Source organism: Nostoc sp. DedVER02 (assembly GCF_034530675.2).
Taxonomy (GTDB): domain Bacteria; phylum Cyanobacteriota; class Cyanobacteriia; order Cyanobacteriales; family Nostocaceae; genus Nostoc.
Genome location: NZ_JAVRCP020000020.1, coordinates 24616 through 49235, shown reverse-complemented (window position 1 = coordinate 49235; position 24620 = coordinate 24616). Strand labels below are relative to the sequence as shown.

21 protein-coding genes are annotated in these 24620 nt (G+C 40.4%); 4 read left to right on the top strand and 17 right to left on the bottom strand.

The window, feature by feature from the left end; genetic code table 11:
• Positions 1-235: 235 nt before the first annotated feature.
• Positions 236-1795 carry an alkaline phosphatase gene (locus tag RMZ41_RS19780; RefSeq protein WP_322640984.1) on the top strand — a complete coding sequence of 520 codons (1560 nt, stop codon included), beginning with the start codon at positions 236-238 and terminating at the stop codon, positions 1793-1795.
• Positions 1796-2328: 533 nt separating this feature from the next.
• Positions 2329-3180 carry a universal stress protein gene (locus RMZ41_RS19775; RefSeq protein WP_322640985.1) on the top strand — a complete coding sequence of 284 codons (852 nt, stop codon included), beginning with the start codon at positions 2329-2331 and terminating at the stop codon, positions 3178-3180.
• Positions 3181-3400: 220 nt separating this feature from the next.
• Here RMZ41_RS19775 and psbM read toward each other — a convergent pair whose 3' ends face one another.
• From psbM to RMZ41_RS19750, 5 genes are all read right to left on the bottom strand, one after another.
• Positions 3401-3517 carry a photosystem II reaction center protein PsbM gene (gene psbM, locus RMZ41_RS19770; protein WP_012407089.1) on the bottom strand — a complete coding sequence of 39 codons (117 nt, stop codon included), beginning with the start codon at positions 3515-3517 and terminating at the stop codon, positions 3401-3403.
• A 174-nt stretch (positions 3518-3691) separates the two neighbouring features.
• Positions 3692-3988: a 2Fe-2S iron-sulfur cluster-binding protein gene (locus tag RMZ41_RS19765; RefSeq protein ID WP_322640986.1), complete on the bottom strand. Its 297-nt coding sequence runs from the start codon at positions 3986-3988 to the stop codon at positions 3692-3694.
• 188 nt (positions 3989-4176) lie between these two features.
• Positions 4177-4314, bottom strand: coding sequence for a photosystem II reaction center protein K (locus RMZ41_RS19760; RefSeq protein ID WP_006195022.1), 138 nt, complete (start codon positions 4312-4314; stop codon positions 4177-4179).
• 115 nt (positions 4315-4429) lie between these two features.
• Positions 4430-5575 carry a tRNA guanosine(34) transglycosylase Tgt gene (gene tgt, locus RMZ41_RS19755; protein WP_322640987.1) on the bottom strand — a complete coding sequence of 382 codons (1146 nt, stop codon included), beginning with the start codon at positions 5573-5575 and terminating at the stop codon, positions 4430-4432.
• 321 nt (positions 5576-5896) lie between these two features.
• Entirely contained in the window at positions 5897-6349 is a 453-nt protein-coding gene (locus RMZ41_RS19750) for a hypothetical protein (protein WP_322640988.1), read from the bottom strand.
• A gap of 376 nt (positions 6350-6725) precedes the next feature.
• Here RMZ41_RS19750 and cobS point away from each other — a divergent pair, with 376 nt between their 5' ends.
• Complete coding sequence (gene cobS / locus RMZ41_RS19745) at positions 6726-7499, top strand: adenosylcobinamide-GDP ribazoletransferase (protein WP_322640989.1); 774 nt, start codon at positions 6726-6728, stop codon at positions 7497-7499.
• Between the two features lie 85 nt (positions 7500-7584).
• Here the strand turns inward: cobS and RMZ41_RS19740 are convergent, their stop codons facing one another.
• The 4 genes from RMZ41_RS19740 to RMZ41_RS19725 all read right to left on the bottom strand — a co-directional run bounded on the left by RMZ41_RS19740 (position 7585) and on the right by RMZ41_RS19725 (position 10930).
• Positions 7585-8040 carry a PPC domain-containing protein gene (locus RMZ41_RS19740; RefSeq protein WP_190936836.1) on the bottom strand — a complete coding sequence of 152 codons (456 nt, stop codon included), beginning with the start codon at positions 8038-8040 and terminating at the stop codon, positions 7585-7587.
• A gap of 88 nt (positions 8041-8128) precedes the next feature.
• The gene (locus tag RMZ41_RS19735; protein WP_322641009.1) at positions 8129-8806 is read right to left on the bottom strand and encodes a ComF family protein; all 678 of its coding nucleotides are present in this window, start codon (positions 8804-8806) and stop codon (positions 8129-8131) included.
• 73 nt (positions 8807-8879) lie between these two features.
• Complete coding sequence (locus RMZ41_RS19730) at positions 8880-9371, bottom strand: GNAT family N-acetyltransferase (RefSeq protein WP_322640990.1); 492 nt, start codon at positions 9369-9371, stop codon at positions 8880-8882.
• A gap of 233 nt (positions 9372-9604) precedes the next feature.
• Entirely contained in the window at positions 9605-10930 is a 1326-nt protein-coding gene (locus tag RMZ41_RS19725; RefSeq protein ID WP_322640991.1) for an alkaline phosphatase PhoX, read from the bottom strand.
• A gap of 695 nt (positions 10931-11625) precedes the next feature.
• Between RMZ41_RS19725 and RMZ41_RS19720 the strand changes: the two genes are divergently transcribed.
• Positions 11626-12237: a PEP-CTERM sorting domain-containing protein gene (locus tag RMZ41_RS19720; protein ID WP_322640992.1), complete on the top strand. Its 612-nt coding sequence runs from the start codon at positions 11626-11628 to the stop codon at positions 12235-12237.
• Between the two features lie 181 nt (positions 12238-12418).
• Here RMZ41_RS19720 and RMZ41_RS19715 read toward each other — a convergent pair whose 3' ends face one another.
• The 8 genes from RMZ41_RS19715 to RMZ41_RS19680 form a co-directional block, all read right to left on the bottom strand.
• On the bottom strand, positions 12419-12823 hold the full coding sequence (locus RMZ41_RS19715) for a VOC family protein (RefSeq protein ID WP_322640993.1): 405 nt from the start codon (positions 12821-12823) through the stop codon (positions 12419-12421).
• Positions 12824-12841: 18 nt separating this feature from the next.
• Positions 12842-13438, bottom strand: a complete 597-nt coding sequence (locus RMZ41_RS19710; protein WP_322640994.1) for a tRNA-(ms[2]io[6]A)-hydroxylase — start codon at positions 13436-13438, stop codon at positions 12842-12844.
• Between the two features lie 325 nt (positions 13439-13763).
• Positions 13764-17567 (bottom strand): AAA-like domain-containing protein, encoded by a 3804-nt coding sequence (locus RMZ41_RS19705; RefSeq protein ID WP_322640995.1) that lies wholly within the window; start codon positions 17565-17567, stop codon positions 13764-13766.
• 213 nt (positions 17568-17780) lie between these two features.
• The gene (locus RMZ41_RS19700) at positions 17781-19355 is read right to left on the bottom strand and encodes a mechanosensitive ion channel family protein (RefSeq protein WP_322640996.1); all 1575 of its coding nucleotides are present in this window, start codon (positions 19353-19355) and stop codon (positions 17781-17783) included.
• A gap of 164 nt (positions 19356-19519) precedes the next feature.
• Positions 19520-20002 carry a TerB family tellurite resistance protein gene (locus RMZ41_RS19695; RefSeq protein ID WP_322640997.1) on the bottom strand — a complete coding sequence of 161 codons (483 nt, stop codon included), beginning with the start codon at positions 20000-20002 and terminating at the stop codon, positions 19520-19522.
• A 52-nt stretch (positions 20003-20054) separates the two neighbouring features.
• On the bottom strand, positions 20055-21386 hold the full coding sequence (locus RMZ41_RS19690; RefSeq protein ID WP_322640998.1) for a Rieske 2Fe-2S domain-containing protein: 1332 nt from the start codon (positions 21384-21386) through the stop codon (positions 20055-20057).
• Positions 21387-21891: 505 nt separating this feature from the next.
• Positions 21892-22380 carry a hypothetical protein gene (locus tag RMZ41_RS19685; protein ID WP_322640999.1) on the bottom strand — a complete coding sequence of 163 codons (489 nt, stop codon included), beginning with the start codon at positions 22378-22380 and terminating at the stop codon, positions 21892-21894.
• 396 nt (positions 22381-22776) lie between these two features.
• Positions 22777-24192 carry an AAA-like domain-containing protein gene (locus RMZ41_RS19680; RefSeq protein WP_322641000.1) on the bottom strand — a complete coding sequence of 472 codons (1416 nt, stop codon included), beginning with the start codon at positions 24190-24192 and terminating at the stop codon, positions 22777-22779.
• Between the last annotated feature and the right edge of the window lie 428 nt (positions 24193-24620).

Genomic DNA, 24620 nt, shown 5'->3' with positions numbered 1-24620 from the left:
ACTCTGTTTGAGAGTGCCCACTCATGCACAAATAAAAAACCTACACCTGTCAGGTATGGGGCATGGGACACGGGGAGATAAGGAGCAGAGAAGAATAATTATTAATAACTAATTCCCAATTCCCAATTCCCAATGCCCAATGCCCAATGCCCAATCTTAAAGTTAACAAAATCTTAATTTTTGCTTGATCCTGGATTGCTAGGTTCCTTGTATTTACATCTGGATAGAAGTGAATATGGAACTTATAAATAACAAGCGCCTCCTAAAACGGCGGAGTTTTTTGTTGGGTGCAGGCTTCTTAACGGGGTTAACAATTGCTAGCCAATGGCATCCAGTATTAGCTAACTCAAGGTTTTCTGATTATCCGTTCAGTCTTGGTGTTGCCTCTGGCGATCCTTTGCCTGATGGTGTTGTTATCTGGACACGACTGGCTCCAAATCCACTCTCTGGAGGTGGGATGCCATTGGTAAATGTGCCAGTGCGGTGGCAAGTTGCTCTTGATGAAAACATGAGACAGGTTGTGCGTAAAGGAACAGTGCTAGCAACACCAGAGTTAGCACACTCAGTCCACGTTGATGTGCGTGGGCTAGATCCTGACCGTTGGTACTGGTATCAATTTCAAACGGGTAGGGAAGTTAGCCCCATTGGGCGAACTCGCACAGCGCCAGCATTTTATAGCTATACGCAACAACTAAACTTTGCTTTTGTCTCCTGTCAAGACTGGCAAAATGGCTACTATACGGCTTATCGGCATTTGGCTGAAGAAAACCTCGACCTTGTGGTTCATCTGGGTGACTATATCTACGAATATGGGCCACAATCTGGTGGGCCACGGCAGCATAACAGTCCAGAAATCATCACTCTTGCAGATTACCGCGATCGCTACGCCCTGTACAGAACAGACAAAAGTCTCCAAGCTGCTCATGCTGCTTTTCCCTGGATTGTCACCTGGGACGATCATGAAGTTGACAATAACTATGCCAATTTAATCCCCGAAGATAACCAAACCAAAGAGGCTTTTAAGAAACGCCGAGCTAATGCGTACCAGGCTTACTACGAACACATGCCTCTCCGTGAATCTTCGCTGCCCAAAGGCCCAGATATGCTGCTTTATCGGCGGTTCAACTTTGGGAATTTAGCTGAGTTCAATGTGCTAGACACAAGGCAGTACCGTACTAACCAACCTTGTAATGATGGACTTAAGCCTCGCTGCCCAGAAGCTTTTGATACAAATGCTACTATGACCGGCTCAGAACAAGAGCAGTGGCTACGAAAAGGTTTAGATCAGTCGCGATCGCGCTGGAATGTGATTGCTCAACAGGTGATGTTCGGCCAGTACAATTTTAATAGTAGTCCAGGCCCCGGTGTGTTCAATGTGGATCAGTGGGATGGCTACGTGGCTGCACGGAATCGGCTCTTGAGTTTTCTCAATCAGCGTAAACCTTCTAATCCTGTGGTGATTAGTGGAGATATCCATTCTAGTTGGGTACACGATTTGAAGCTTGATTTTAATAACCCCAACTCAACCACGGTAGGTACTGAGTTTGTCGGAACCTCAATTACCTCTGACTTTCCCACATCATTTATTGCTCCAGTTCAAGCTGCTCTACCGAACAATCCCCATACTAAGTTCTTTGATGGTGCTTACCGGGGATACGTGCGTTGCAACCTTACTCCACAACGCTGGCAAACTGACTACCGCGCTGTATCAAGCATCGTTGACTTAAATGCCTCTGTCAAAACCCTAGCTTCGTTTGTAGTCCAAAACGGACAACCAGGAGCGCAACTAAGTTAAGGTGAGTTCGACCAACTTCTTCCTAAGTTCAACTAAAATTCAAATCTCCCCCTCTCCGAGTCGGAGAGGGACGGTTTTACTACGTAAAGCCAGAGAAAGGTCTTTATAGTATTAAATATGACTTTATAATATTCAACCTACAAGCGATCGCTTGTTCAAGATTACAACCAATCGATTATTCTAAAGAGTTATTTTTGAATTTCTTTGCAATACTTAACTAACTTCTAATTAAAAAAAGTGAACATAGATTAACAATAATAACTAACATCATATTTTATTAAGTTAGTCAGGCTAATTTGAGAGTATGCTTAATAATTAGAGTCTAGTTAAGAAGTTAAGTAACTAGGTGCAAATAAACCTAAACTTTTGTTGAGATTTTTTTACTTTGCTATTTGTTTGAGTATTAAATACTAAGAAACAAAGTTTATTTGTGCGAACTTACTAACTAGGTTATCGAGTAAAGCGGTAAAAATTCCACCTGAGCCAAGTACTAAAAGCGAAAACAAAAGTAAACTTAAAAACAATTACGTAAGATGATAAAAAAAATTTTGCTGGCTGTATCGGGATTGGGACATGCAGAAGAAATGCTCAAAACCTTGAGAGAGATCCCTTCAATTGAATCTGCGAAAGTTACGATTTTGCATGTTGTTCAGGCACAAAGTACTGCTGCTACCATGACAACTAAATGGGAAAATGGGGGTAAAATTTTAGCTAATGCCATTCAAACTTTGAACTTAGATCCTAGTCAGGTTTCTTCAATTTTGCGCGAAGGCGATCCCAAAGATGTAGTTTGCCAAGTAGCTGATGAAATTGACGCTGACTTGATTGTTATGGGTTCGCGCGGACTTAAGCGACTACAATCGATTTTATCAAACTCAGTCAGTCAGTATGTTTTTCAGTTATCTTCTCGCCCCATGCTGCTGGTGAAAGATGACATTTATGTTAAAAGAATTAAGCGGATTATGGTGGCAATAGACAATTCTGATTCTGCAAAGAACTGCTTAAAATTGGCACTATTTTTACTGCGAGATATTCAAGGAGGCCAGTTAATTTTGGCAAATATTAGTACAGATTTAGGCGGTAAAAAATCAGAAGTAACCGAGGTTAACTCAGATAAAAATCCAGTTTTAGCAGCCGCAGTTGCAGAAGCTGAAAAACAGGGCATAAAATCTCGTTGTTATATCAGCAGTGGCAAACCTGGTGAAGAAATTTGTCGGTTGGCAGAGGAGTTGAATATAGACTTATTATTACTCGGTTCTCCAGATCGTCGTCCATCCATCGCTAAGAGTTTTGTTGATATAGACAGACTCATCGGATCTTCTTTATCAGACTATGTTAGAGTCAATGCCACTTGTCCGGTATTGTTGGCGCGGACGATCGCTTAAGTCAAAAGTGCTGAGTATAAAAATTATTGTAATAAGATACTAGAGAAGCAAGATTTCCTTACTCAGTACTCATACTATTTTTGTTTGAAGGGCAATACCCTGCGGTAAAAGGCTTTGGGTCTATATAAATTGTCCCTACAGAAATGCTATCAGTTAGCGGTTGATAAATAAAAACCCCTACATTACTAGTGCAGGGGTTATTTATTTTATACACAAACTCTTAACTATCTTTTCCACCTTGGCGGCTAGCTGTTTGGATGTACAAGATTAGTAAAAACACAGTGGGAACTAGTACGAACAAAATGCTCGCTACGAACCCCAGGTCATTAACTTGCATGGCAAGAAAGCCTCTCTTAAATTTCCAGTCAACAACATTAGGATACCATCATCGATGACAGAGTTATACCAATTCAAAATTCAAAATTCAAAATTCAAAATGAGGAAACTCAATTTAGGTAAGTATTTTGACTACTGACTGGATACAAATTGAAGGAATCGCAGATTTGAGGACTTAAGGCTTCGTAACTACGCTGACTGAGCCATTCACTAAAGTTTGACACGCAAGGCGGTAATTTTCCGGCTTTTTCTTAAATTTACGATTTTCTACGTCTGTGCGGGGGGAAAGATTTTCTAATCCTTCGACTATCTCAACAATGCAAGTACCACATTGACCATTACCACCGCAATTAGTCATCTTGCCAATAAATGTATATATATCAATGTCATTTTGCACTGCTTTGAGCCGGAGATTTGCACCATCTGCTGCGACTACTTCTTTATTCTCTTTAACGAACTTGATATTACCCATAACTAATTCCCTCCTTGACTCTAAGCGTGGCTTTCAAGGCTTTATATTGACATGGCTTGATTCACAATCTTATTTATTATATTAAATCATTACAAAATATTAATAAATGTTAATTATTCAAAATATAGTGGCACAAAAAAATAGAACAGGTATTATTACCTGTCCTATAAATTGAAAAATAGATTAACTTACCTAAATCCGACAGCTGCTTGCCAAACGAAAGCAAGCAATAAGAAGAATACAGGGATGACTGGGAGAACATCTACCAAAGGATCGAAGATTTGGTAAGCTTCAGGCAGTTTTGCTAATAAAAGTGCTGCTTCCATGTTTGTTTAAATCCACCTATCCAACACAGCTTTCATAATTGAAAAGTATCTTAACATGGTTTGGTCATTGGTTCATTTGTCATTTGTCATTGCTTATCTCCCCAATCCCTAATTCCTAATCCCCAGTCCCCAATCCCCAATCCTCATCTTGACTTTCTTGGTTGAGCCAGTGGCCAAATTCTGTGGTGAAGCGATCGCTTAATATTGCTTCTCTAATACGCTGCGTAAAGCGAATTAGCTCGGTAATGTTGTGAATGCTCAACAAGGTATAAGCTAAAATTTCCTGCGATCGCACCAAATGAGATATGTACGCACGGCTAAAATTTTGACATGTATAGCAGGGACAAGTTTCATCTAATGGCGTAAAATCTTCACGAAACTTAGCATTCTTTAAATTCCAGCGTCCGCCCTGGACTATTGCCGTTCCATGTCTAGCCCAGCGAGTGGGAATTACGCAATCAAATAAATCTATACCAGATGCGATCGCGATCGCCATTTCCCGATAAGTACCCACACCCATCAAATAACGCGGCTTTTCGGGTGGTAGAAGTGGTGCTGTCACTTTTACAATTTCAGCCATCAATTCTGGCGGTTCACCTACACTCACGCCACCGATGGCATATCCAGGCAAATCCAACTTAGCCAAAGCTTCAGCCGCACGGCAACGTAAATCCAAATACACGCCCCCCTGAACAATCCCAAACAAAGCTTGTTCGCTACGTTGATGAGCCGTTATGCAGCGTTCTAACCAACGATAAGTCCGCTCAGTTGCAGTTTCAACCTCTTGGCGAGTCGCTGGGTAGGGCGGGCACTCATCAAAGGCCATGATCACATCTGCCCCTAAAGTATTTTGAATCTCAATTGATAGCTCTGGTGTCAAGTTAATAATTCGTCCATCGTGAGGTGAGCGGAAAGTTACACCTTCTTCAGTAATTTTTCGCATCTCGCTTAAGCTGAACACCTGAAACCCACCGGAATCTGTGAGCATTGGGCCGTTCCAACCCATAAACTTGTGTAACCCACCACCCCCAGCTACGATCGCTTCCCCTGGTTGTAGGTGAAGATGATAAGTATTAGATAAGATCATTTGCGCCCCAGTATCTCGTAGCTGGGCTGGGGTGATAGTTTTAACATTCGCCAGCGTACCCACTGGCATAAATCTGGGGGTTTCTACAATCCCGTGAGGAGTGGAAAACACTCCGGCTCTAGCTTTTGTTTGACTACAGCAAGCAAGACATTCAAAGGAAAAATTCGCACTCATGCCATTTTAGATTTTTGAAGATGCGCCTATTAAGACTTATGCAAAACTATACGACGTAGGGGCAATTCTTGAATAAGCAGGGGGCAGGGGGCAGGGGGCAGGGGAGCGGGGGAGCAGGGGAGGAAAACAAAAACCACATCATTTGGAGTGTAGCTTCTCTATGTAGATGCTGCACTGACAACCATCGTCAGAAAGGCAGCAGGGGTGCTTTCATGCTATTTAGGATGAGGTTTTGTACCTTTCTTTCTGCCCCCTGCTCCCCTGCCCCCTGCCTCTTAATAAAGCGCAGTCTTACATCAAATTGGCATAGTAGCCGCTATTTTAAAAAGAATCAGAGCAGTCATCGTCAATTTCTGCATCCCATCTGGCTGAGAGGACTTGCTCCATCATCGCTTCTATGGCGCTGACATTGAAGGTTCGCTCTCGTCGTTCTTGTATGGGGGTTGAACGGGGAATCAACCGCAGACACACTCCTTCTTGCATCAAATCGAAGTAAGTTTCTTGTTGCGATGACTGTTTGAGTTCCAAATAATCAAAACTACAAACATTCAAATATAGCGCATGGTTAGCCACTAAGGTAGACCTTAGTGGATTAGCAAAAACTTCCATCACATCCCCTTCACCCTCGCTCAGTACCTTATCTTCTTGGGTGTAGATGTAGTGGACTCGACCTAAATCTGCCAGCAATCGCCGGATGTCGAGCTTATTTACAATGATGCCCGTGTTAATAATGCACGGAGCTGGTATCCTGGTGTCGGGTAGATGGTGACTCATAGGAAAATAGCGATTGAGCTAAGGAGAGCGGCAACGTAGCTAAACTGTCATAACTGAATAGCTTGTTTACTCCCTACATTAAAAAAATATCAATTTTGTGGGGCAATCGTCTAACAATTTTGAGTAAGTTTTAGTTAACGAATACAAAACCCAAATCTTGATTCCTGATGGAATTTTAATTTCCTGAATCATTTGTTTTTTGTATAAAAAAACACTTAAAACTTTCTAATTGTTACTTAGACCAGCATAACAAAATTTTCAATAATAATCTCTAACAGAAGTAAATCTTATCTAAAGCTTTAAGGTGTACTGATGTTCAATTGTAGTCAAATTACGATGATTATCCAGCAATTAACCAAATATTAATGTAACTACAATGACGAAACAGCAACAGTGGTGGAAAAAGCTGCTGTTAAAGCTGGCAGCTAGTATTATATTTTACACAAGTATCCCGTTACCGTATTTGAACGGATTAGACTTTCAAGGAGTAGCGCGTCTTGCTTCCCTTGTAGGCTTGCTAATTGGGGGAATTTTAGGGTTACTGGATACGGGGATGGATTATATTGGTATGCCCGTGTTAACTCGTAGTGCTTTAGTAGTAAGTATTTGGATTGCCATAACTGGAGGACTGCACTTAGATGGGGCAATGGATACTGCCGATGGTTTGGCAGTGGGCGATCCAAAACGGCGGCTGGAGGTGATGGCAGATAGTGCTACAGGTGCATTTGGGGCAATGACTGCGATCGCCTTAGTACTGCTCAAAATCACAGCCTTAACAGATTTGCCAGAAAACCGTTGTTTCTTGCTAATGGCTGCTTGTGGCTGGGGACGTTGGGGACAGCAGGTAGCGATCGCGCGATATCCTTATCTAAAAGCGACTGGCAAAGGTGCATTTCACAAACAAGCCATTCGTTCTTACAAAGATTTATTACCAGGATTATTATTGCTGTTAGGTTTGAGTGGTTTACTAGTGCTGATAGATAAACAGCAGCTATTTCTCGCACTAGCAATGATAATTGCTGGAAGTGCGATCGCCACTTTAACCGGTGCATGGTTCAACCACAAATTAGGCGGACACACCGGAGACACCTACGGCGCAGTCGTCGAGTGGACTGAAGCCTTATTTCTCTGTGTGCTAACCGTTTTTTAATCAATGGGCGGATAGAGGAGTAAAAAAAAGAATTTTCACTCCTGACTCATGACCAATGACAAATGACAAATGACAAATGACTAATTCACTTAATCGGTTGCAGCTTTGTCACCTTGAGTTTAAAAGCCCCCACCCCAGTTTCTCCAAAAGATCGGACACGAATCACATAATTCCCTGTCTCTACGATGCGGGTAAATAGTAGGGAATTGCTACTACCATCAGGCCCATCATCATTTTCTGCCAGAGTTGAACCATCAGGTGCTAGCAGTGTGATGATGCTGTCAAAGTTTTCAGATGACAGGTCAACTGCTAAATTATCGCCCTTTTGTAACTTCACTGTGTAATCACGAGCAAAGCCACCTTGACCCGTGGGAATGTCTTTATCTGAAAGGCTATCGGAAAGTTCAGTACTGTTAGATAAAGGAATTGGACTATACAACTTATTTTGAGCAAAAGCCGCACTTGTACTTACGCCTATTGCCAGCAATGTGGCAGGAATAATCATGAGTTGCTTTAAACCCGCCGCAAAAACTTTATTCATACATTTCAAGCAATTTTTTCCACAAAATATAGAGTAATTCGGTCAATTGATGCGCTTATATGTTCAAGTTAACCCATTAAATCTGGATTTATCCGTCTTTGACGGCAGTAGCTACTGCTACTAATCCTAAGACCACTATTCCATACTGACGAAGTGTTTGCACAGCAGACCTGGCAGTAGCACCAGTAGTATAAATGTCGTCCACTAACAGTACAGGAACATTTGGGGGGCGATCGCAAAATTCTTGTCCGACAGCAAAAGCTTGAGCCAAGTTTTTTTCTCGCTTAGATACCGATAAACCAAATTGCGCTTCAGTTTCTCGCACTCTGGCTAAACCGTTTAGTTTCAATTTTAATCCAGTTATTTCGCAGAAGCTTTGTGCTATTAGTGCAGCTTGATTGTATTTACGTTGCTTTTGCTTGCTAGGATGCATTGGAATGGGAACTACCACAGGTTGGCTATCTCGCCTTGGTGAATTTAACAACCATGCTTCTCCTAACCATTGCCCCAAAGGACGAGCTATTTGGGGTTGATTGTCGTATTTCATCGCTGCGATCGCTCGTTTTACTGGGCCACCATACTCCCCCCAGCCAAACACTGGTATTGGCTCTTTCCATAGAGAAATCGGGTCTTTACGTTGGCATTTTTGCAGTTGTCTCGTACAGTTTTGACAAAATTCTTGGGAAGTTGCGCGTTGACATAGGGGGCAATGGGATTGGAGAAAAAGGTTAAGTAAGCCTGTGAGATTTTTAATCCAAGGGTGCATTTTAGAATTGTCCTTTGTCATTAGTCACTTGTCATTTGTCCTTTGTCCTTAGCTAATGACCAATGACCAATGACTAATGACCAATGACTAATGACTTAAAATACACGCGATCGCAGCGTGTTGTTTCTACTCCTGTTGCTGGAGTGTAGCCGTTGCTTTCATACAGCTTGACTGCTTCCACCAGAACGCTGGCGGTTTCAATCCAAATTTCCTGAAAACCACGGTTTGCGATCGCTGCTTCTAGCTGTTGTAACAAATATTTCCCTAATCCTAAACCCCTGATGCTGGGCAAGAGATACATTTTGCGGATTTCTACTGCTTTTTCACCCCGGTGGATGGGATAGTATGCCCCAGTTCCTACTAATTGGCTTTGGTGTTCAATTACCCAAAACTCTCCCCCAGTAGCTAAATAACATTCCTCGACTAGCAGCACATCTCGGTCAGCACCGTTGGGTTCCCAACCCAGACCGTATTCTGATAATACATAACTGATGACTTTGGCGGCTCTGGTGCGATCGCTTGCAACCCAATCACGAATTATAAAATCTTGATAATAGTTTTTCATTACCATTTGCTGGTCAAGTTTACACAGAAAATTTTCTGGTTCTATATCCCAATTTACCCAGCAAATAGCAATTCTTGCAGAGTTTGTTTCAGGCGGTACTCTCAAAGTACTAAAAAAGTGGCAAGGGGAGGGGAATTGTTTTCCCTCCCCTTGTCTGCTTAACAACCGCAATTCAGCGATATATTAGCGATCGCGGGTTACGCCTACGCTGACGTTAATATTACAACTAGATATCAACCTCTGTTACTATTCCAAGGGCCCCAAATAGCTAAAGTAATACCAGGGGTTTGAATGTTAACGAACAAAGTGTGACCATCAGGTGAGAAACAGGCTCCAGCAAACTCACTATCATTTAAGGCGTTACGTGCGAAATTATAAAGTTCGCCGTCAGGAGTCACACCTCTTAAGAAATTTTCACCATCCCCATCTTCGCAGAGAATCAGATCGCCAAAAGGGGCCACAACTATGTTATCGGGCATATCGAGTTCATTTTTAGATTGAGACTCGACAAACAATTCAATTGTCTCTTCACCCGGAATGTAGCGCCAGACCTGACCACCACCTACAGGGCCACCATCTGTAGCGGTAAAATAAAATTCACCTTTGCCATTGTTGCCTTTCTTACCCTTGTTATCCTCATAATAGATGCCTTCCCCACGGCTAAACTGGGCTGCACCTAAGTTGAAGCCTTGCACTCTGACATTATCTGTAGTTGTTGGGTTGGGATCGAGAATATTCACCCAATCTACAGACAACTTCTGTCCTACTACAAAACCGGTTTTAGTGTTGACTTTTGGTTTACCTACGATCCTCAAAGCTTGAAGAGTTCCACCTTTTTGTAACTGGCCAGGAAATTTCGGAATAAAACGGTAGAAAAGGCTATCTCCTCTATCTTCTGTCTGATAAACAATCCCAGTTTTAGGATCTACAGCTATAGCCTCATGATTAAACCGTCCCATATCAACTAGAGGCACTGGATCTACGGCAGAGGTGGCGCTAGCCGGAACCTCAAAGTTATAACCGTGTAACTTTGTTACCCCATTACTTGCACTTGGTCTAGTTGTATCTTCTTCACAGCTAATCCATGAACCCCAAGGAGTTATACCACCCGCACAGTTACGAATGGTTCCACCAAGAGAGGCGAACTGTTTTATCAGCTGGCGATTTGGCCCAACAACCAAGGTTGTAGTGCCACCTCTGCAAATAGGATCGTAGGGATTAAGTACTTGTACTTTTGTACTAGAAGTGATGCTAAGTTCGTGATTACGAACCAAAATTGTTGTGTTTTTGGGCCCAGGGAAGGCTGCCATCCCATCATGATTACTAGGCTCTAGATTCCCATCGCTCATGAGAGTGCCTGTGCGAGATATAACTTCATACTGAAATCCCCTTGGCACTTCTAAAATCCCATCAGCACCTGGAAAGAGCGGCCCATATCCTTTACCAAGTTTTTGACCAAAAGCTTTTCTCGCAAGAAGACCTTCCAAAGGAGACACCATCAAAGTGCCGACAGCAGTCGTACCTGCTATTGCAAAAAATTTACGTCTTGAAAATGTCATGAGGATGGTTTGGTTACTTAAAATAATGCTGAAGAGAAAATATTTGATTTTGATTAAGTTTGGGTAATGTTTTATTTAATTTAGGGTTATTTAACAAAACATAAATTTATATAAAAATTTTCCAATAAAACCCAGCAATATTTATTAATGTAAGCTTTATCCAAACCCACTACGTAAAGTCTGGAGCTATATCAACAAAGTCTACGGTGGTAGGTTCTTTTACTCGCACTCTTTAAAAGGTAAAAGCTAAGAAAATACAGGAGTTAATTTAAATTAAAAAATAGTTGTATGCCGACGAAAACACAGTATTTGTTTAAGAATAGTTAAAGATTAGTTTAATTTAAATAAATATAGCCATTTGAAAATAAATTTTGCTATTTAGAATTTCTATTGAAAAAAATAATCAAAAATTATAATGATTAATTTGAATCTAAGTGATACAATTTCCCTGAAGGTTTTTCGTGCATTACATTAATTAGGTAAGAGAAGTCATTGTTTATTGTGATTTCCAGAGTCTAAAGCCTCTAATTATAAGAGGAATTAAGCTAATTGGCATAAATTGTGTTGACTTTGAGAGTGCCTAATGAGATACATGAATTAAGTTTGTAGAGTTCACATCTCGAAGTAATAATTTAGTATTGCAATCAATAGTGATTATTACTTTACAGTCAACTACGACATCAAATATCAAGAAGATGAAAAGCATTCGTAACCAAACCAAAGCTACAGTAGCTGTTGTTGCTTTTAGTATAGCTAGTTTAATTCATGCTTCCAGTGCTGATGCTGCTTCTTTTGAGCTTGATTGGCAAGGAGATAAAGGTTATTCAGCTAAGGGGCAATTTAGCTATGATGATAATTTTCTGGGAAGCATTGTTACTAAGGATCAACTGACTGATTTTGCTATTTCTTTCTTCAACCCACAGGGAACTTTGCTGCAAACTTTTAACTACGATTTTCCGCAATCGGATAGTAGTTTTAATTTCAACTTTGAGCCAGCCACAAAGACTGTTCTACAAACTGGTAACTTTGATACATCTAATGGTTTTGATTTAGGAATTGACTTTGCAACTGATGTGACAGGTTTAGATTTTTATACTTATCTAAATGCTGAACAAGGATTACCAACGGCTAAAATATTCTTGAAGGATGACCTTTCACCAGAAGTATGCAATACATACCCAGACTGTAGGTTGGATCTTGGGGGTAAGTTGACTGCAACTGCGATTCCTGAACCCGGTGCAATTTTTGGTTTGTTGGTTCTTGGTTTTGTAAATAGAGCCTTGAAGAAAAAGCCAGCATCTACATAGACAGTGAACCTGAATAGTTGAAGCTAGCCTGATTAGAACTGTAATTAAACATTATTCTAGCTTTAATGACCAAGAAATTTAGAAGGTTATAAATGCCTAAAATTTTTAGGGGGACGTATTGCAAATATGTCCCCTATTTATATTAATTGGGTAATAATAAATCAAACAACACAGTGAACTTTTAACTAACAATTCCTAGATTGTTGTAGATTTCGATGAGATTGCCATCAGGATCGCGAAAATGAGCCGTGCGAATTCCCCAGTCTGGGCGATCTTGTGGTTCAGTCACAACGATCGCACTTTGACTCTTTACTTGCTGATAAACCTCATCCACGTTATCGACTGCGAAAATCAAGGCAATTTTATCTCGATTTACAATGTATGAAGGCTGTTCAATTCTTGGGACTACCTCAGCCATTAATTCTTTTTTAAACAAACCTAGCTTCACGTATCCGGTATTGAACTCAGCATATCCGCTATTTTCATCGCCCCAATCGACATCAAATTTTAGCAGATCCCGGTAGAACAGAAAAGAATCTTTGTAGTTGGATACAAGCAGTCTCAGGTGTGTTAACTGAAGCTTCATGTCTGTTACCTTAATCTACTAACTGTGAATTCTAGGTTCTGAGTGCAAAGTCGCCAGCAACTCGCTTTCGACAATTGCTAATTCATCAAGCCGTTGCATGACAATTTCTTTGTCGAAGTAAGTAGCAGCTAAAACCCAATATATACCGTAGTGGCGCGCTTCGGATGCCATTAACCCCCGATAAAATTTTGCTAACTCTGGTTCTGGACAGTGAGCAGCTAATAGTCCCAGGCGTTCGTGAGAGCGAGCTTCGATTAAACCTGTGACTAGTAAGGAGTCCAGAAATCGTTCAGGTTCTTTGGGCCGGACTTGAGCTTTTAAACCTGCGCCGTAGGGAGGCGGTGGTAAGGGAGCTAGGGGAATATTCCGGCGTTCTAACCATTGGTTGACTAGCTCAAAGTGTTCTAGTTCTTCGCGGGCGATCGCAGTTAATTCCCGAACCATTTTAGTATTGGAAGGGTAGCGAAACATCATGTTTAAAGCCACACCTGCTGCTTTACGTTCACAGTGGGAGTGGTCGAGTAAGATGATATCTAAATTAGCGATCGCTTGTTCGACCCAAGCAGAGCTAGTGGGCTGTTTTAAGGCGTTGATAGTTGGTAACTGAGTAAGCACATCACAAAACTCCAGAATGTTAATTTAGCTGAGTATCCCAGCAAATTGATTTTAATCGTGGACGGAGCAATTTGTTGCTCTTATAGCCCAATCGACTAAAATTCACGCTTACACTAGGCTTAGTCTGCCTGAACGGACTAAGAAAAACTGAGGGTTTGGTTTGTGCAATACCTTCGCCAAAAGAAGAGGATGAAGAGAGAGGGCAGTCTGTAGTAGAGTTGTTGTCTTCCCAAAGGACAACTCAAAGCCTACAAAACAGCCCATGCCCGATATCTGATCACTCCTGCAATGCCTGCTACCGTAGATAAACTTACAAGCGTGCTATTCAGTTCTGAGAGCGATCGCAGAGTGAGCGATCGCGCAGCGACTGTGCAGGAGTTTCGCCGTTCTCAACTGCTGTGTTAATTTTCAGATAATCCTGTACCAACTTGCAACCATAAGTCAGTGCATCTAGCTTGAGAATTTGGGGCAAGTTCCAAAGAATGAGCGTGTTGTCATCACCACCGGAAGCAAGGATTTTTCCATCGCGGCTGATTGCAATTTGCCTAATCGCTGCGGTATGTCCTCTGAGGGTAGTTATTTCTGTACCATCAAGTCTCCAAAGCTTAACGGTTCCATCTCCACTGCCAGAAGCTAGTATTTTACCAGTGCCTGACGGCAGGCTATCGCCAACGGGACTAAAAGCTATCCCCCAAATTGCGGCTGTGTGACCAATGAATGTTTGCAGTAACTTGCCTTCAAGTGTCCACAGCTTAATGGTATTGTCGCCACTTCCAGAAGCTACCATCTTACCGTCAGGACTAAAGGCAACTGTCCAAACTGCCGCCGAATGTCCGACAAATGTGCTGAGTAACTTACCTTCTAGCGTCCATAGTTTAACAGTACCATCCTCACTGGCAGAAGCAATCAGTTGACTGTCAGGGCTAAATGCAACTTCCCATATTTCGGCTTGATGCCCTTTGAGAATCTGTAGCGTAGGTTGACCTACACGCCAGATCCGAACATTATTGTCAGCATTAGGTATGGCGATCGCTCGACCATCGGGACTTAATAACGCTCCGGTGATTTTGCCATGAGGGTTTTTGTAACTAGCGATTAACGTACCATCTCGCCGCTTGAGTTGTACCGTATCATCTTCACTAGGAAGAGCTATTAACTTGTTATCGTCACTGAAAGAAACCTGGGAGACTGAGCTTTTTTGTATCAAAGTTTTCTGCAATTTGCCTTGACGACTCCAAAATTTCACAGTATTTTCGTGGCTGGCTGTGGCGATGGTGGAACTGTCGGAGGCGATCGCTATTGACCAAATCCCGCCTTTATGGGCTATGGCACTCTTTTGGAATGGATTTTCACTCTGCCAAAGTCTTACAAGATTTTCTGCACCTGCCGAAGCTATAAAGCTACCGTCAGGACTGAAAGTAACTCCCCAAACAGATGCACTATGTCCTCTGAGGGTTCTCTGTTCTATGCCATCAATGTCCCAAAGTTTTATAGTTTTGTCGAGACTAGCGGAAGCAATAGTCTGACCATTAGGACTAAACGCGACTCCCGAAACTCCCGCACTATGACCAATGAGAGTTTTATAAAAACGATAACTGCCATCTGTGCTGTCTCGCTGCCAAAGTTTGACAGTTGTATCTTCACTCACCGAAGCAATGGTCTTACCGTCAGGGCTAAAAGCTACGTCCAAAACCCAAGATGTATGACCTTGGAGAGGTTGTAGGGTTTTGGCGTTCTGCCAGCCTGATGTGTCTCGTCTCCAGAGTTTGATTGTCCCGTCAAAATTTCCAGCAGCAATGGTCTGGCCGTCAGGACTAAAAGCAACTTCCCGAAATCCCTTTGTGTAATTTTGAAACGTTCTTAGCAGTTGACCCCTTCGGGGTGATGCCTCCGGCACGCCAGGGCGAACGCCAGTCGCCTGCGGAGGGATACCCTTCTTCTCCTGGCGGAGACGCTGCGCGAACAGCGCTGGCTCACCATCTAGCTGCCAAACTTTTACCGTTGTATCCCAACTTGCAGAGGCAATAGTTTGACCATCCCGACTAAATGCGATTCCCCAAACTGAAGCTGTATGAGCTTGGAATGTCTTATAAATGTGCCACGATGCCTCTTTGCGATCGCGCTGCCAAAGTATAATAGAACCATCCTCACTTCCTGATGCAAGTATCTGACCGTCAGGACTAAATTTAACTGATTTAACTGCTTTCTCATGACCTTTGAGAGTAGCAATTTCTCGGCCATCACGTCGCCAAAGTTTGATTGTTCTATCCATACTGGCTGAAGCAACCAGAGAACTGTCAGGGCTAATATCTACAGCCATTACAGCTGCGGTATGCCCCGAAAAACGGTTGTATTCATCTGCTCCATAAACTGCTTGTTGCAGTGCATTTTCTACTTGAGGTGCAAGATTTGTATTTGATTTACCTAATTTTTGCAGTCTTTTTTTGGCTTTGATTGCTTCTATAAGTGCATCCAATCTGCGATTTGAGGCAAACAATCCAACAGAAGAAGATACAAGCGCTTGAATTTCACTGTTTTTAGCAATAGTTTCACTTTTCTGAGTCTGGCGATACAAAATGAAAGTTCCTATTCCCAAATTACTAGAAACGAGCAACCCAATAGTTACTGCAACTAGTAAATATCTCTGCAATAAAGCTGTTTTTTTCTCTTGTGCTAGTCTTGCTTCTATCTCTAAAGCCGTTTTTTTCTCTTGTATGAGTCTTGCTTCTACTTCTTGAAGCCGTGCTGCCTCCAATGCCATTTGCACTTCTTTGCGATCGCATTCAACACTTGCGGCTAAATATTGATAATCCAAATCGCTCAGACTCTTACCTTGTACCCAATTTTGAGTATCTTTTAAAGCTTGTCCTCGCAACAGACGCGATTCATCTGTGTAACGTGATGCTACCCAAGCGTTGAATGTTTGCGAGTAGGGACGGAGATTATCTAATTGTCTTAACACCCATTGGGCATTAAAAACATTTCGATAGATAGGATTTTTAATTTTGAGATAGCCGTTGTGTCTTTCTACTAAACCGGACAACAACAGTTGTGTCTGTTCTCGACTATCATCACTCGGAACAGAATGAAGGGGCAAAGGGGAAAATTCTCCCCCGCTTCCCTGCTCAATAGCCTCTTCTGCTTGCAACACCTGTTGATAAATACTCAACAACCGCCCTGCTTGTTGTTCGTCGAATAGGAGGCGATCGCGAATAGTACGCAAATGTTCGGGTTCGTCTTGTGACTGCCAATTTTGAATAATCTGCTTAAGCACTAATTGCTCTACCCACAATGCTTCTGTACCTGGAGGTAGAGTAATCATTCCTGTAGTAGTTTCAAAGGCAACTTCAGTAATTAAGTCACAGAGCTTTTGTGTCAGAAAGGGTTGTCCGCCTGTCCAATAAATAACCTCTTGTAGTATTGCTTGTGGTTGACTGACTACTTCTTCTAATCCTAGAAGCAAAGGCGTGGCTTCATTTAGTCCAAAACCCTGTAACTCAATTGCTTTACCAAGGTTAAAGGGCGTGCGGCGTTTATCAGCAATCAAGTCGGAGGGACTAGCTACACCAAATAGTGCAAATCCCAAGCGTTCAAAGTTTGAGTTGTGTGGTCGTAGATTATAGCATTGACGAATCCAAGCAAAAAAGTCGTTAATTGGGAAACTTAAACTTAGTAGGCTATCAATCTCATCAATAAATATGAAAATGCGTTTAGCTTTGCCGTTTTGTAGAGAATCACTTTTGAGACTTGGTAGTAAGATATCTTCAACAAATAGCTGTAATTTTTGCACCGAGGAAATACCTGCTTGCATTTTCCACCAATGCTGAAAGTCAATTTGTGATGCTAATTTTAAACTATATAATAAACTGACAATAATGCCTTTATACCATTGGTCTGGTGTAGTATCTTCAATACCCAAACGAGTCATATCCAAGTAAACACAGCTATGACCTTCTTCCTTAAGACGATAACTTGTGCGTTGTAGTAACGATGACTTACCCATCTGACGGGAGTTGAAAACATAACAGAAATTGCCAGCTTTCAAACTGGCATAGAGTTGTTCATCTGCTTGACGGGTAACGTATGTGGGATCGTCACTGCGGAGACTACCCCCTACTTGATATCTCATATCTAAGTGTGATTATCAAATAAAAACATTAACACAATCACTAGTAATTTGTAGATAAATTATTGAAAGTAAATATTGTAAATTTTACAGCATAGTTTTATGTAATAATTCAGTTTATTCTATAGAATTAGTCAAATCCTCTTGACTCCCGCTTTTTTATTGAAAGAGAGATAATAACTGTGTTGTAGAAAAAATACTTGAAAAGAGCTAATATCAATTTTTAGAAAAACCACAAATTTCAATTTCTTCTTGGCTAAAAGTATCCTTTAATATCTTGCGGAGAACACGCTGAATATGAAGATGTTTTCCAGGCTTGACTTTTGTCAGTGTCAGCAGTAATAGATTATTCTCGCCAAAATGTTCTAGTCCAGCTACACGGGTAGGTTCTAAAACATCTTGTTCATCAGCTTTTAACTGCTGTCCTACCTTCTCAACTACTCTATACACATGATCTAAATTGGAGTTATATGAAACACTAACTTCTACCCTTGCATATATATATTGTTTAGAGAAATTGACAATTGATCCAATATCCCCATTCCGAACAATCTGCAATTGACCATCAGGATGGCGGAGGTGAGTGGTTCGCAGTTCAATCGCCTCTACAACTCCCTCAACACTTCTCTCTTCCATTTTCCCGGCTTCGACATAATCACCAACCAAGTAATAGTTTTCAAATAAAATCAAAAATCCACAAACAACATCATTAATCAGGTTTTGCGCTCCAAGACCAACTGCTATACCCACAATTCCTGCACCTGCTAAGATCGGTGCAGGATCAATGCCAATCAGCCGGAGTATAGTTACTCCGGCTGTAAAGTAGATGAAATATTTGGCAAAACTCCGTATTAAAGGAATTAGCGTCAGCCGTTTCTGTTGCTGTGAATCATTTAAATCTGTAGTTTTTAAGTAGAACTCATCTAGAATAAAGTAAACGACTTCAATCAAAACATTGCTAATAAAATAAACCCCAATAATCTGCACAATTCTAGGGGTATAAGCACTTATCCAAGCGATAGGTTCTATTTCTGGAACAACAAGATTTACTATGCCAACATAGAGAACGTATTCCAAACATTTTTTGAAGAGGGGAATTAAGTGGCGTAAACGCTCGTATAAACGTAGTAGATTGTCAGAATTGGAGTATTTAAGACTCAGTGCGTCGAGAGTATCAACAATGGTAGCAACAGCTTTAATTATCAGTAAACCAACTGAGATAATAATGTATATTTTTAAAGCAATGTAAAGATATTTGGGAACAACTTCTGGGATGTAGAGAAATTTAGCACAGATGATAAAAGAAGATATCCAGAGGGTATGAACAACAATTCTTTTTAAGACTTTAAAGAAAGCCTCAATACTCTCATCATTAGCTTTTATTTGATCGGCTTGCTTTGCGTAATTGCAGACCCAATCTATACTCCGCTTTAACGGTGAGATGCTAAACTTAACTAGCAATAGCAAACTCACGCTTTTGAAGCTTGCCGTAAAAAGATTGATCCAAAATTGGGTAGGAAGACTACGAATTAGATTAAGTTGAAATTCTTGAATGTTTCCACGTCGATAAATTACCATCCCATTCACGCCAACCAGCGCCAGACACATAATCACACAAATTAAAATTAAAATTTTGCTGATGCTGCGGCGCAGAAAAGTGATGTTTGCAATTCTTCCTTGAAGCCAAGTAAGTTTAGTAAACTGTTTGAATATGATACCAATCAGCAAGTTCAATAGAGAAAAAACGACTATTAAAAATATGACTTCAACGAGGATAATTAATATGTTCATTTTTGAGTAAAAATATCTGAAAAAGTAGTTACATTCCCGTGTTTTTAAAGAATACGAGGAGATGTTAGCCCAGAAAAATTAGTGAAATAGTCTACTAACTAAGAAAATCACAATCAACTTACGGTACTGGTCGCGTAAGTTAGCTTTGATGATAAAAGGAAGCCTTAATAGGGGCTTTTCTCAGGATATAAGAGCTTGAGGCGCTTTTGCCGTAGTGCTGATTCTTCTTGTTGTAGTTGCTCTAACTGCTCTACTATTTCTTCTTTTACCCCTAAAATAGAAGCCATTTGCCGAATTTTTATCTTCTCTTTTTCATGAAGTTCTCCATCAGCAGCACAAGCCCAAATTGCAGTGAGAAGTAAATCTCTCTGTGCTATGGATACTTGAGGAGAACGAGCAATTACTTCTGTTAAATCTTCATCCGCTTTATATGTTTTTAGCTCTTCAATTACCCAGTCTTCTACTCCCCAAGATGCACAGAATCCAAGCGCCCAATCCTTTTCTTCTGCTGAGAGAACTTCATCTGCATTAGCGCAACATAAAACAGATTTCATATAAGTGCTAGAGTCCTCATTTGTAGGAATCTGATTAAACCCAAAGAACCAATTAAATATCCAAGATTTACCAAGTTTTTTGATATCAGACATAAGTTTCGATTACTAGTTGCTTATTTACTACAAAAGTATTTGAAATTTGCTACTATCTGTGTGCATGGATGTAGTCTACAAAGTAAAATCTGGGACGAAGCCAGAATCTTAGCCAACCGTAAGCTCCTAAACCTAGTAGTGCGATCGCAATTAAGGGTAAACCCAGAGTTAGTTGCAATCTATCAGGAAGGAGAGCAACAGCGCAAACAGTAATCACAAAGTAGATTAAAAGTACTGCTTGCAAGCGTTGCACAACCAAAAGTGCTTCTTGACAGCTACGACAATGTTGGGTGTGTTGATTGTAACGATCGAGCATTTGTTGGCGATCGCTATTGATATTCCGTATCGGTGGAACATTGATTCCAACTTCACTCCAGGGTAGTTGTCCGTGACAATAGCGATCAAACCAATTCCTAAACTCAATTACTAAACGGTCTGCACTTGTAGGTAACTGATAGGCAGTTTTCCAGCTAGTGGTAGATTTTTGTTGTTGGAGAAAATACTCTTGCTGCTGTAAAAGAACCATATCTCCATCAATAACCAGATTGCGATCGCTGATGTGTTCCCACCAACGGGGTTTGAGACGAAAAAGCGTTGTGGCAAAGTTACGGGCAAATAAAATAATAATTCTAGACTTACCTGGAGATACGGGTATACAGTAGCTGACAAATCCAAACTGTTTGCTGCTATCGCCAAAACTAAAAGTATATTCTAAGCGACAAGGTGGTTCAAAAGTGATTTTTCTTTGAACACGTCCAACTGTTGTTACTTCAATCAAATTGAGTGTTGATTGTTCAATTTTAAGCGGGATTGGTCTTGCTTGTTTGCGATCGCCCTGCACGCCATGATGAGAAAAAGGAACATGGCTCGGATCTGCCACATTTTCTATAAGCGTTTGCCAGTCATACTCTAAATCTCGTACAAAAGAAGTCCAAACAAAGCCTTTGCTTGCATCTATTTTGGGTGACAAAGGTAAGGGTGTATTAGCAGCTAGTTCACTTGATTTTGCATCTGGCCAAACCCAGAGTAAATCCTGTTGCTGACGAACTGGTAGTCCTACAGCACAGAGATTTTTTTGATTGTTGCTCACAAGTTCTGGATTTTCTGCTTGGGGAATATGAGTACAAATTCCTTGCTTGTCAAATTGCCAACCATGATAGCTACACATTAAATTCCCTGTTTCGTCATCAATGCGTCCCTCACTTAAGGGAGCAAGGCGGTGGGGGCATTGATCTAAAAACACTTGGAAAGTTTCAGATGATTTGGGTTTCCAGATGACTAAACGCAGTCCCAAAAGTGTCACTGAAGTTGGTTGCTTGGGATTTAAGTCTTCGATGGGTGAGAGAGGATACCAATGCTGAAAAAAGTTAAATTCAGGTTCCATTTTACTAACGGGAATTTAAATTAAGATTTGGCTCAATTATGGTTTTTCCTCCACTAGGAAACACTATATATAGCAACAGTCAAGGTGGTTAGGACATCAACAGACGATAAAACTTAGACACAAAAAGGCTTTTCACCTAGTCCCCAGTCCCTTGATATAAAATATTCAGCAGGTAAAGCTTTCGAGTTGCTTTGGAACGCTCAAAATGAGGCTTTACCACCAAGAACCATCTACGATGTGAAGGCAATAGCAAACCCACAACATTCTTACTTAGTATTAGCGAACGTCATGAACCAGTCGTACTTGAGGGTGTTTGAAAAATTGTAGCAGTCAAGTTTTATGCTAATTACCTCACCATAATTCATATTATGGCAAGGTAGATAAACGTCTGTGATGTTTCGTCGGGCAATAACTCATAGTCTCTGACTAATCGCTGACACCCCATCAGCCAACCGTAACTGCGCTTGAATAACCAACGTTATTCAAGCAACATAAAGCTCTTAAATTAAGCTAAAACCTCAGTTTGGAGTAGCGCTTTACGTAATGCTGTTACTGCTTCTTCTGTCTCTATCAATCTATCGATAGCAAGCGCAATATCATCTTCAAGCTTTAACAGTTTAGCTGCTTTTTTTACAGCTTCTTTCTCTTCAACTGAGTAATTATCAACACGAGCCATTTGAATTGCATGATACAACAATGACCTTGATTTAGACCAAGTAGGAACATCAACTGTAATCTTACTCAGCAAATTTCCTAAATCAGCATTTTTATAGTCAAATGCTTTGTATTTTGCTATTACTTCTTCAGGAGCGCCAGCCAAGCGTTGATGATTTACTAACCAGTTCAATTCAGCTTCTGAAACTTCTCCGTCTGCTCCAGCAATAGCAAGTAACGCATATCCATAGTTAAGATATGCTTCAGTAGGAATTGCAGAAATACCTAAGTTCTTTTTCAGAAATTCTGAAGCTGGTAGTACTTCTTGAACATTGCTCATACATTACCTCTTTGTTTTTTGTTAAATTTACTATTTAGCAGATACATACAATTTATAAATGAAAGAATTATTACCCAGGTTTATAATTACTATTTACCCATTAAATTATTTCTATAATTGCTGATGTACTGCTATTGGTATCTAAGCATTTAGATATTCTCAGCTAAGAAGCGAAAATGCAAGGACAGTTAAGGTAGTTAAGAAAGTTAGCAAAAAATTATTTTAAATTGAAAATAGATTATAGTTAAATACTTGATATCAAACAGCTATTAACTGCTATTGTTGAAAACGCGGAACTAAAATTTTCTGGAATTTGATCCTGTACTACTGCGATGCTTAGGTTGGGATGCGCCTACGCAGTAACTGATATTGAGTGAGTGCCTTACTATTGCTTTATCAAACAATTGTCGATAGCTGTTTTGCAAAATAGGCGCGGTAGAGTTCGCAACGTGGTAAGATGCGATCGCCCTCAAAGCGAATTAATCCCAAACCTTCAAGCTTGTTAGTGTCAATAGGATTAAGAGAAATACCTTGTTTTGCTGCCAGAATTTCAGCATAAGTCTTTGCCAGTCTAGAGTTTTCTTGCAGTTTCATCAACTGTCGCCATAAATGATCGCGGTAGATACCACCATTAGCGATCGCTTCCTCTATTATTTCTTGCAGGGTCATTTCATGAGACTTAAGATAGTACAAACTAATCTGAATTAGTGCTGGATGTCCTCCTACTAATGACATTAGTTGAGTAAAATCTTTAGCTTGAAACGAGTCTAAACTATACCGCCTAGCTAAATCTTCTACTTGTGGTTGAGTAAAATCGCTCAGACGAATAGGTAGACCAATATTAAAAGGAGAGAGGTTAATATCCATAGAGATATAGTCTTCGGTTGAGTAAACCATTACTAACCTCAGCTTTTGCCAGTTGGGATTGTGTCGTGCTTCCTCACACCACGATCGCAACAATGCAAAAAAATCTTGACAAATGTGAGGATATTCAAAAAAACGGTCAACTTCATTCAACACTAAAACTACTGGACTTTGACATTGTTCGAGCAAATAGTTTTCTAAATAGAAGCCGCTACTCAAGTTGTAGCCAATTTCTTCATTCCACTTTTCCTTGAGTTTGGGGTCAATACCTAACCCTGTTGCAATTTTCCAGCAAAGACGACGCAACAGTTTATTTAAATCAGTTAAACACTCACTATCGAATTGGTAGCAATTCAGATTCACAGTCTGATACCCAAGTTTGTGTGCAAACGCACAAAGCCGCAACACAAGAGAACTTTTACCCATCTGTTTGGGGGATCTAATTCGAATCACGCAGCCACTAGTAGTTATTTCTCGATAAACCTTTTTCTCTAGCGGAGGACGTTCAATATAAAAGTGAGAATCTAAAGGTACGGGCCCATCCGGGTATGACCAAAGGTTTTCTATCTGTTCAGCTTGTGTATGATGTTTTTCGACAAATGAGGTTAATTCGGAACGTTGAGATAAATCTTCTCTTATATTTGTAATAGACAATAACTCAGATGTTTCAGTCTCATTTGCTTTGTTGACTATGGTGTAGTCTTCGCTGTGTAATTCTAGATTAAAAGCGCTAAAGCAGAGTTTTATAGTTTTTTGATCTACACTTTCACTTAAAGACCATAATTTACTCAAAGTTCTACTAGAAACATGAATACGCGAGCTTATTTCTTCTAAACTCAAGTGTTCGCCTTTGTTTTCTACTACCTCTACATAAAGAATTGCTGATTGCAACCGTTTAATTCCTGTAGAAGTTAGTACAACTCCCCGTTTGCGTTTAGTTTTATACATTGCTGTTCCAGATATTTATTACAAATGAGTGTTACAAGCAATAATTTTTTCTATTTGCCTACTGAAACTGGAACTAAAAGGAGCAGTTTTTGATACACTGCAATTTCACTTTCTCCTCAAATCTATTGGAACTCTAATAAACTAAGTTACATTATACTAGCTTGATAGTAAACACTGACATCAATTATTTATTTATCCTACTTTTCCTACTTTTCTTACTTTTCCTACTTTTGCACTCAGTATTTGATGGTTGTCTTGCAAAAAATGTCTGAAGAAATAAAGTCCTTGTATTCAGTTAAATTTATACAAATACGATTAAACAATGTAATATTTTTAACTTGTATGATTTATGACTTTTGTTGTTTGTGTGTTGCAAAAAAATTATCGCTTTAGTAGAACTATAAATACTGAGTATTAATAGTTTTGGA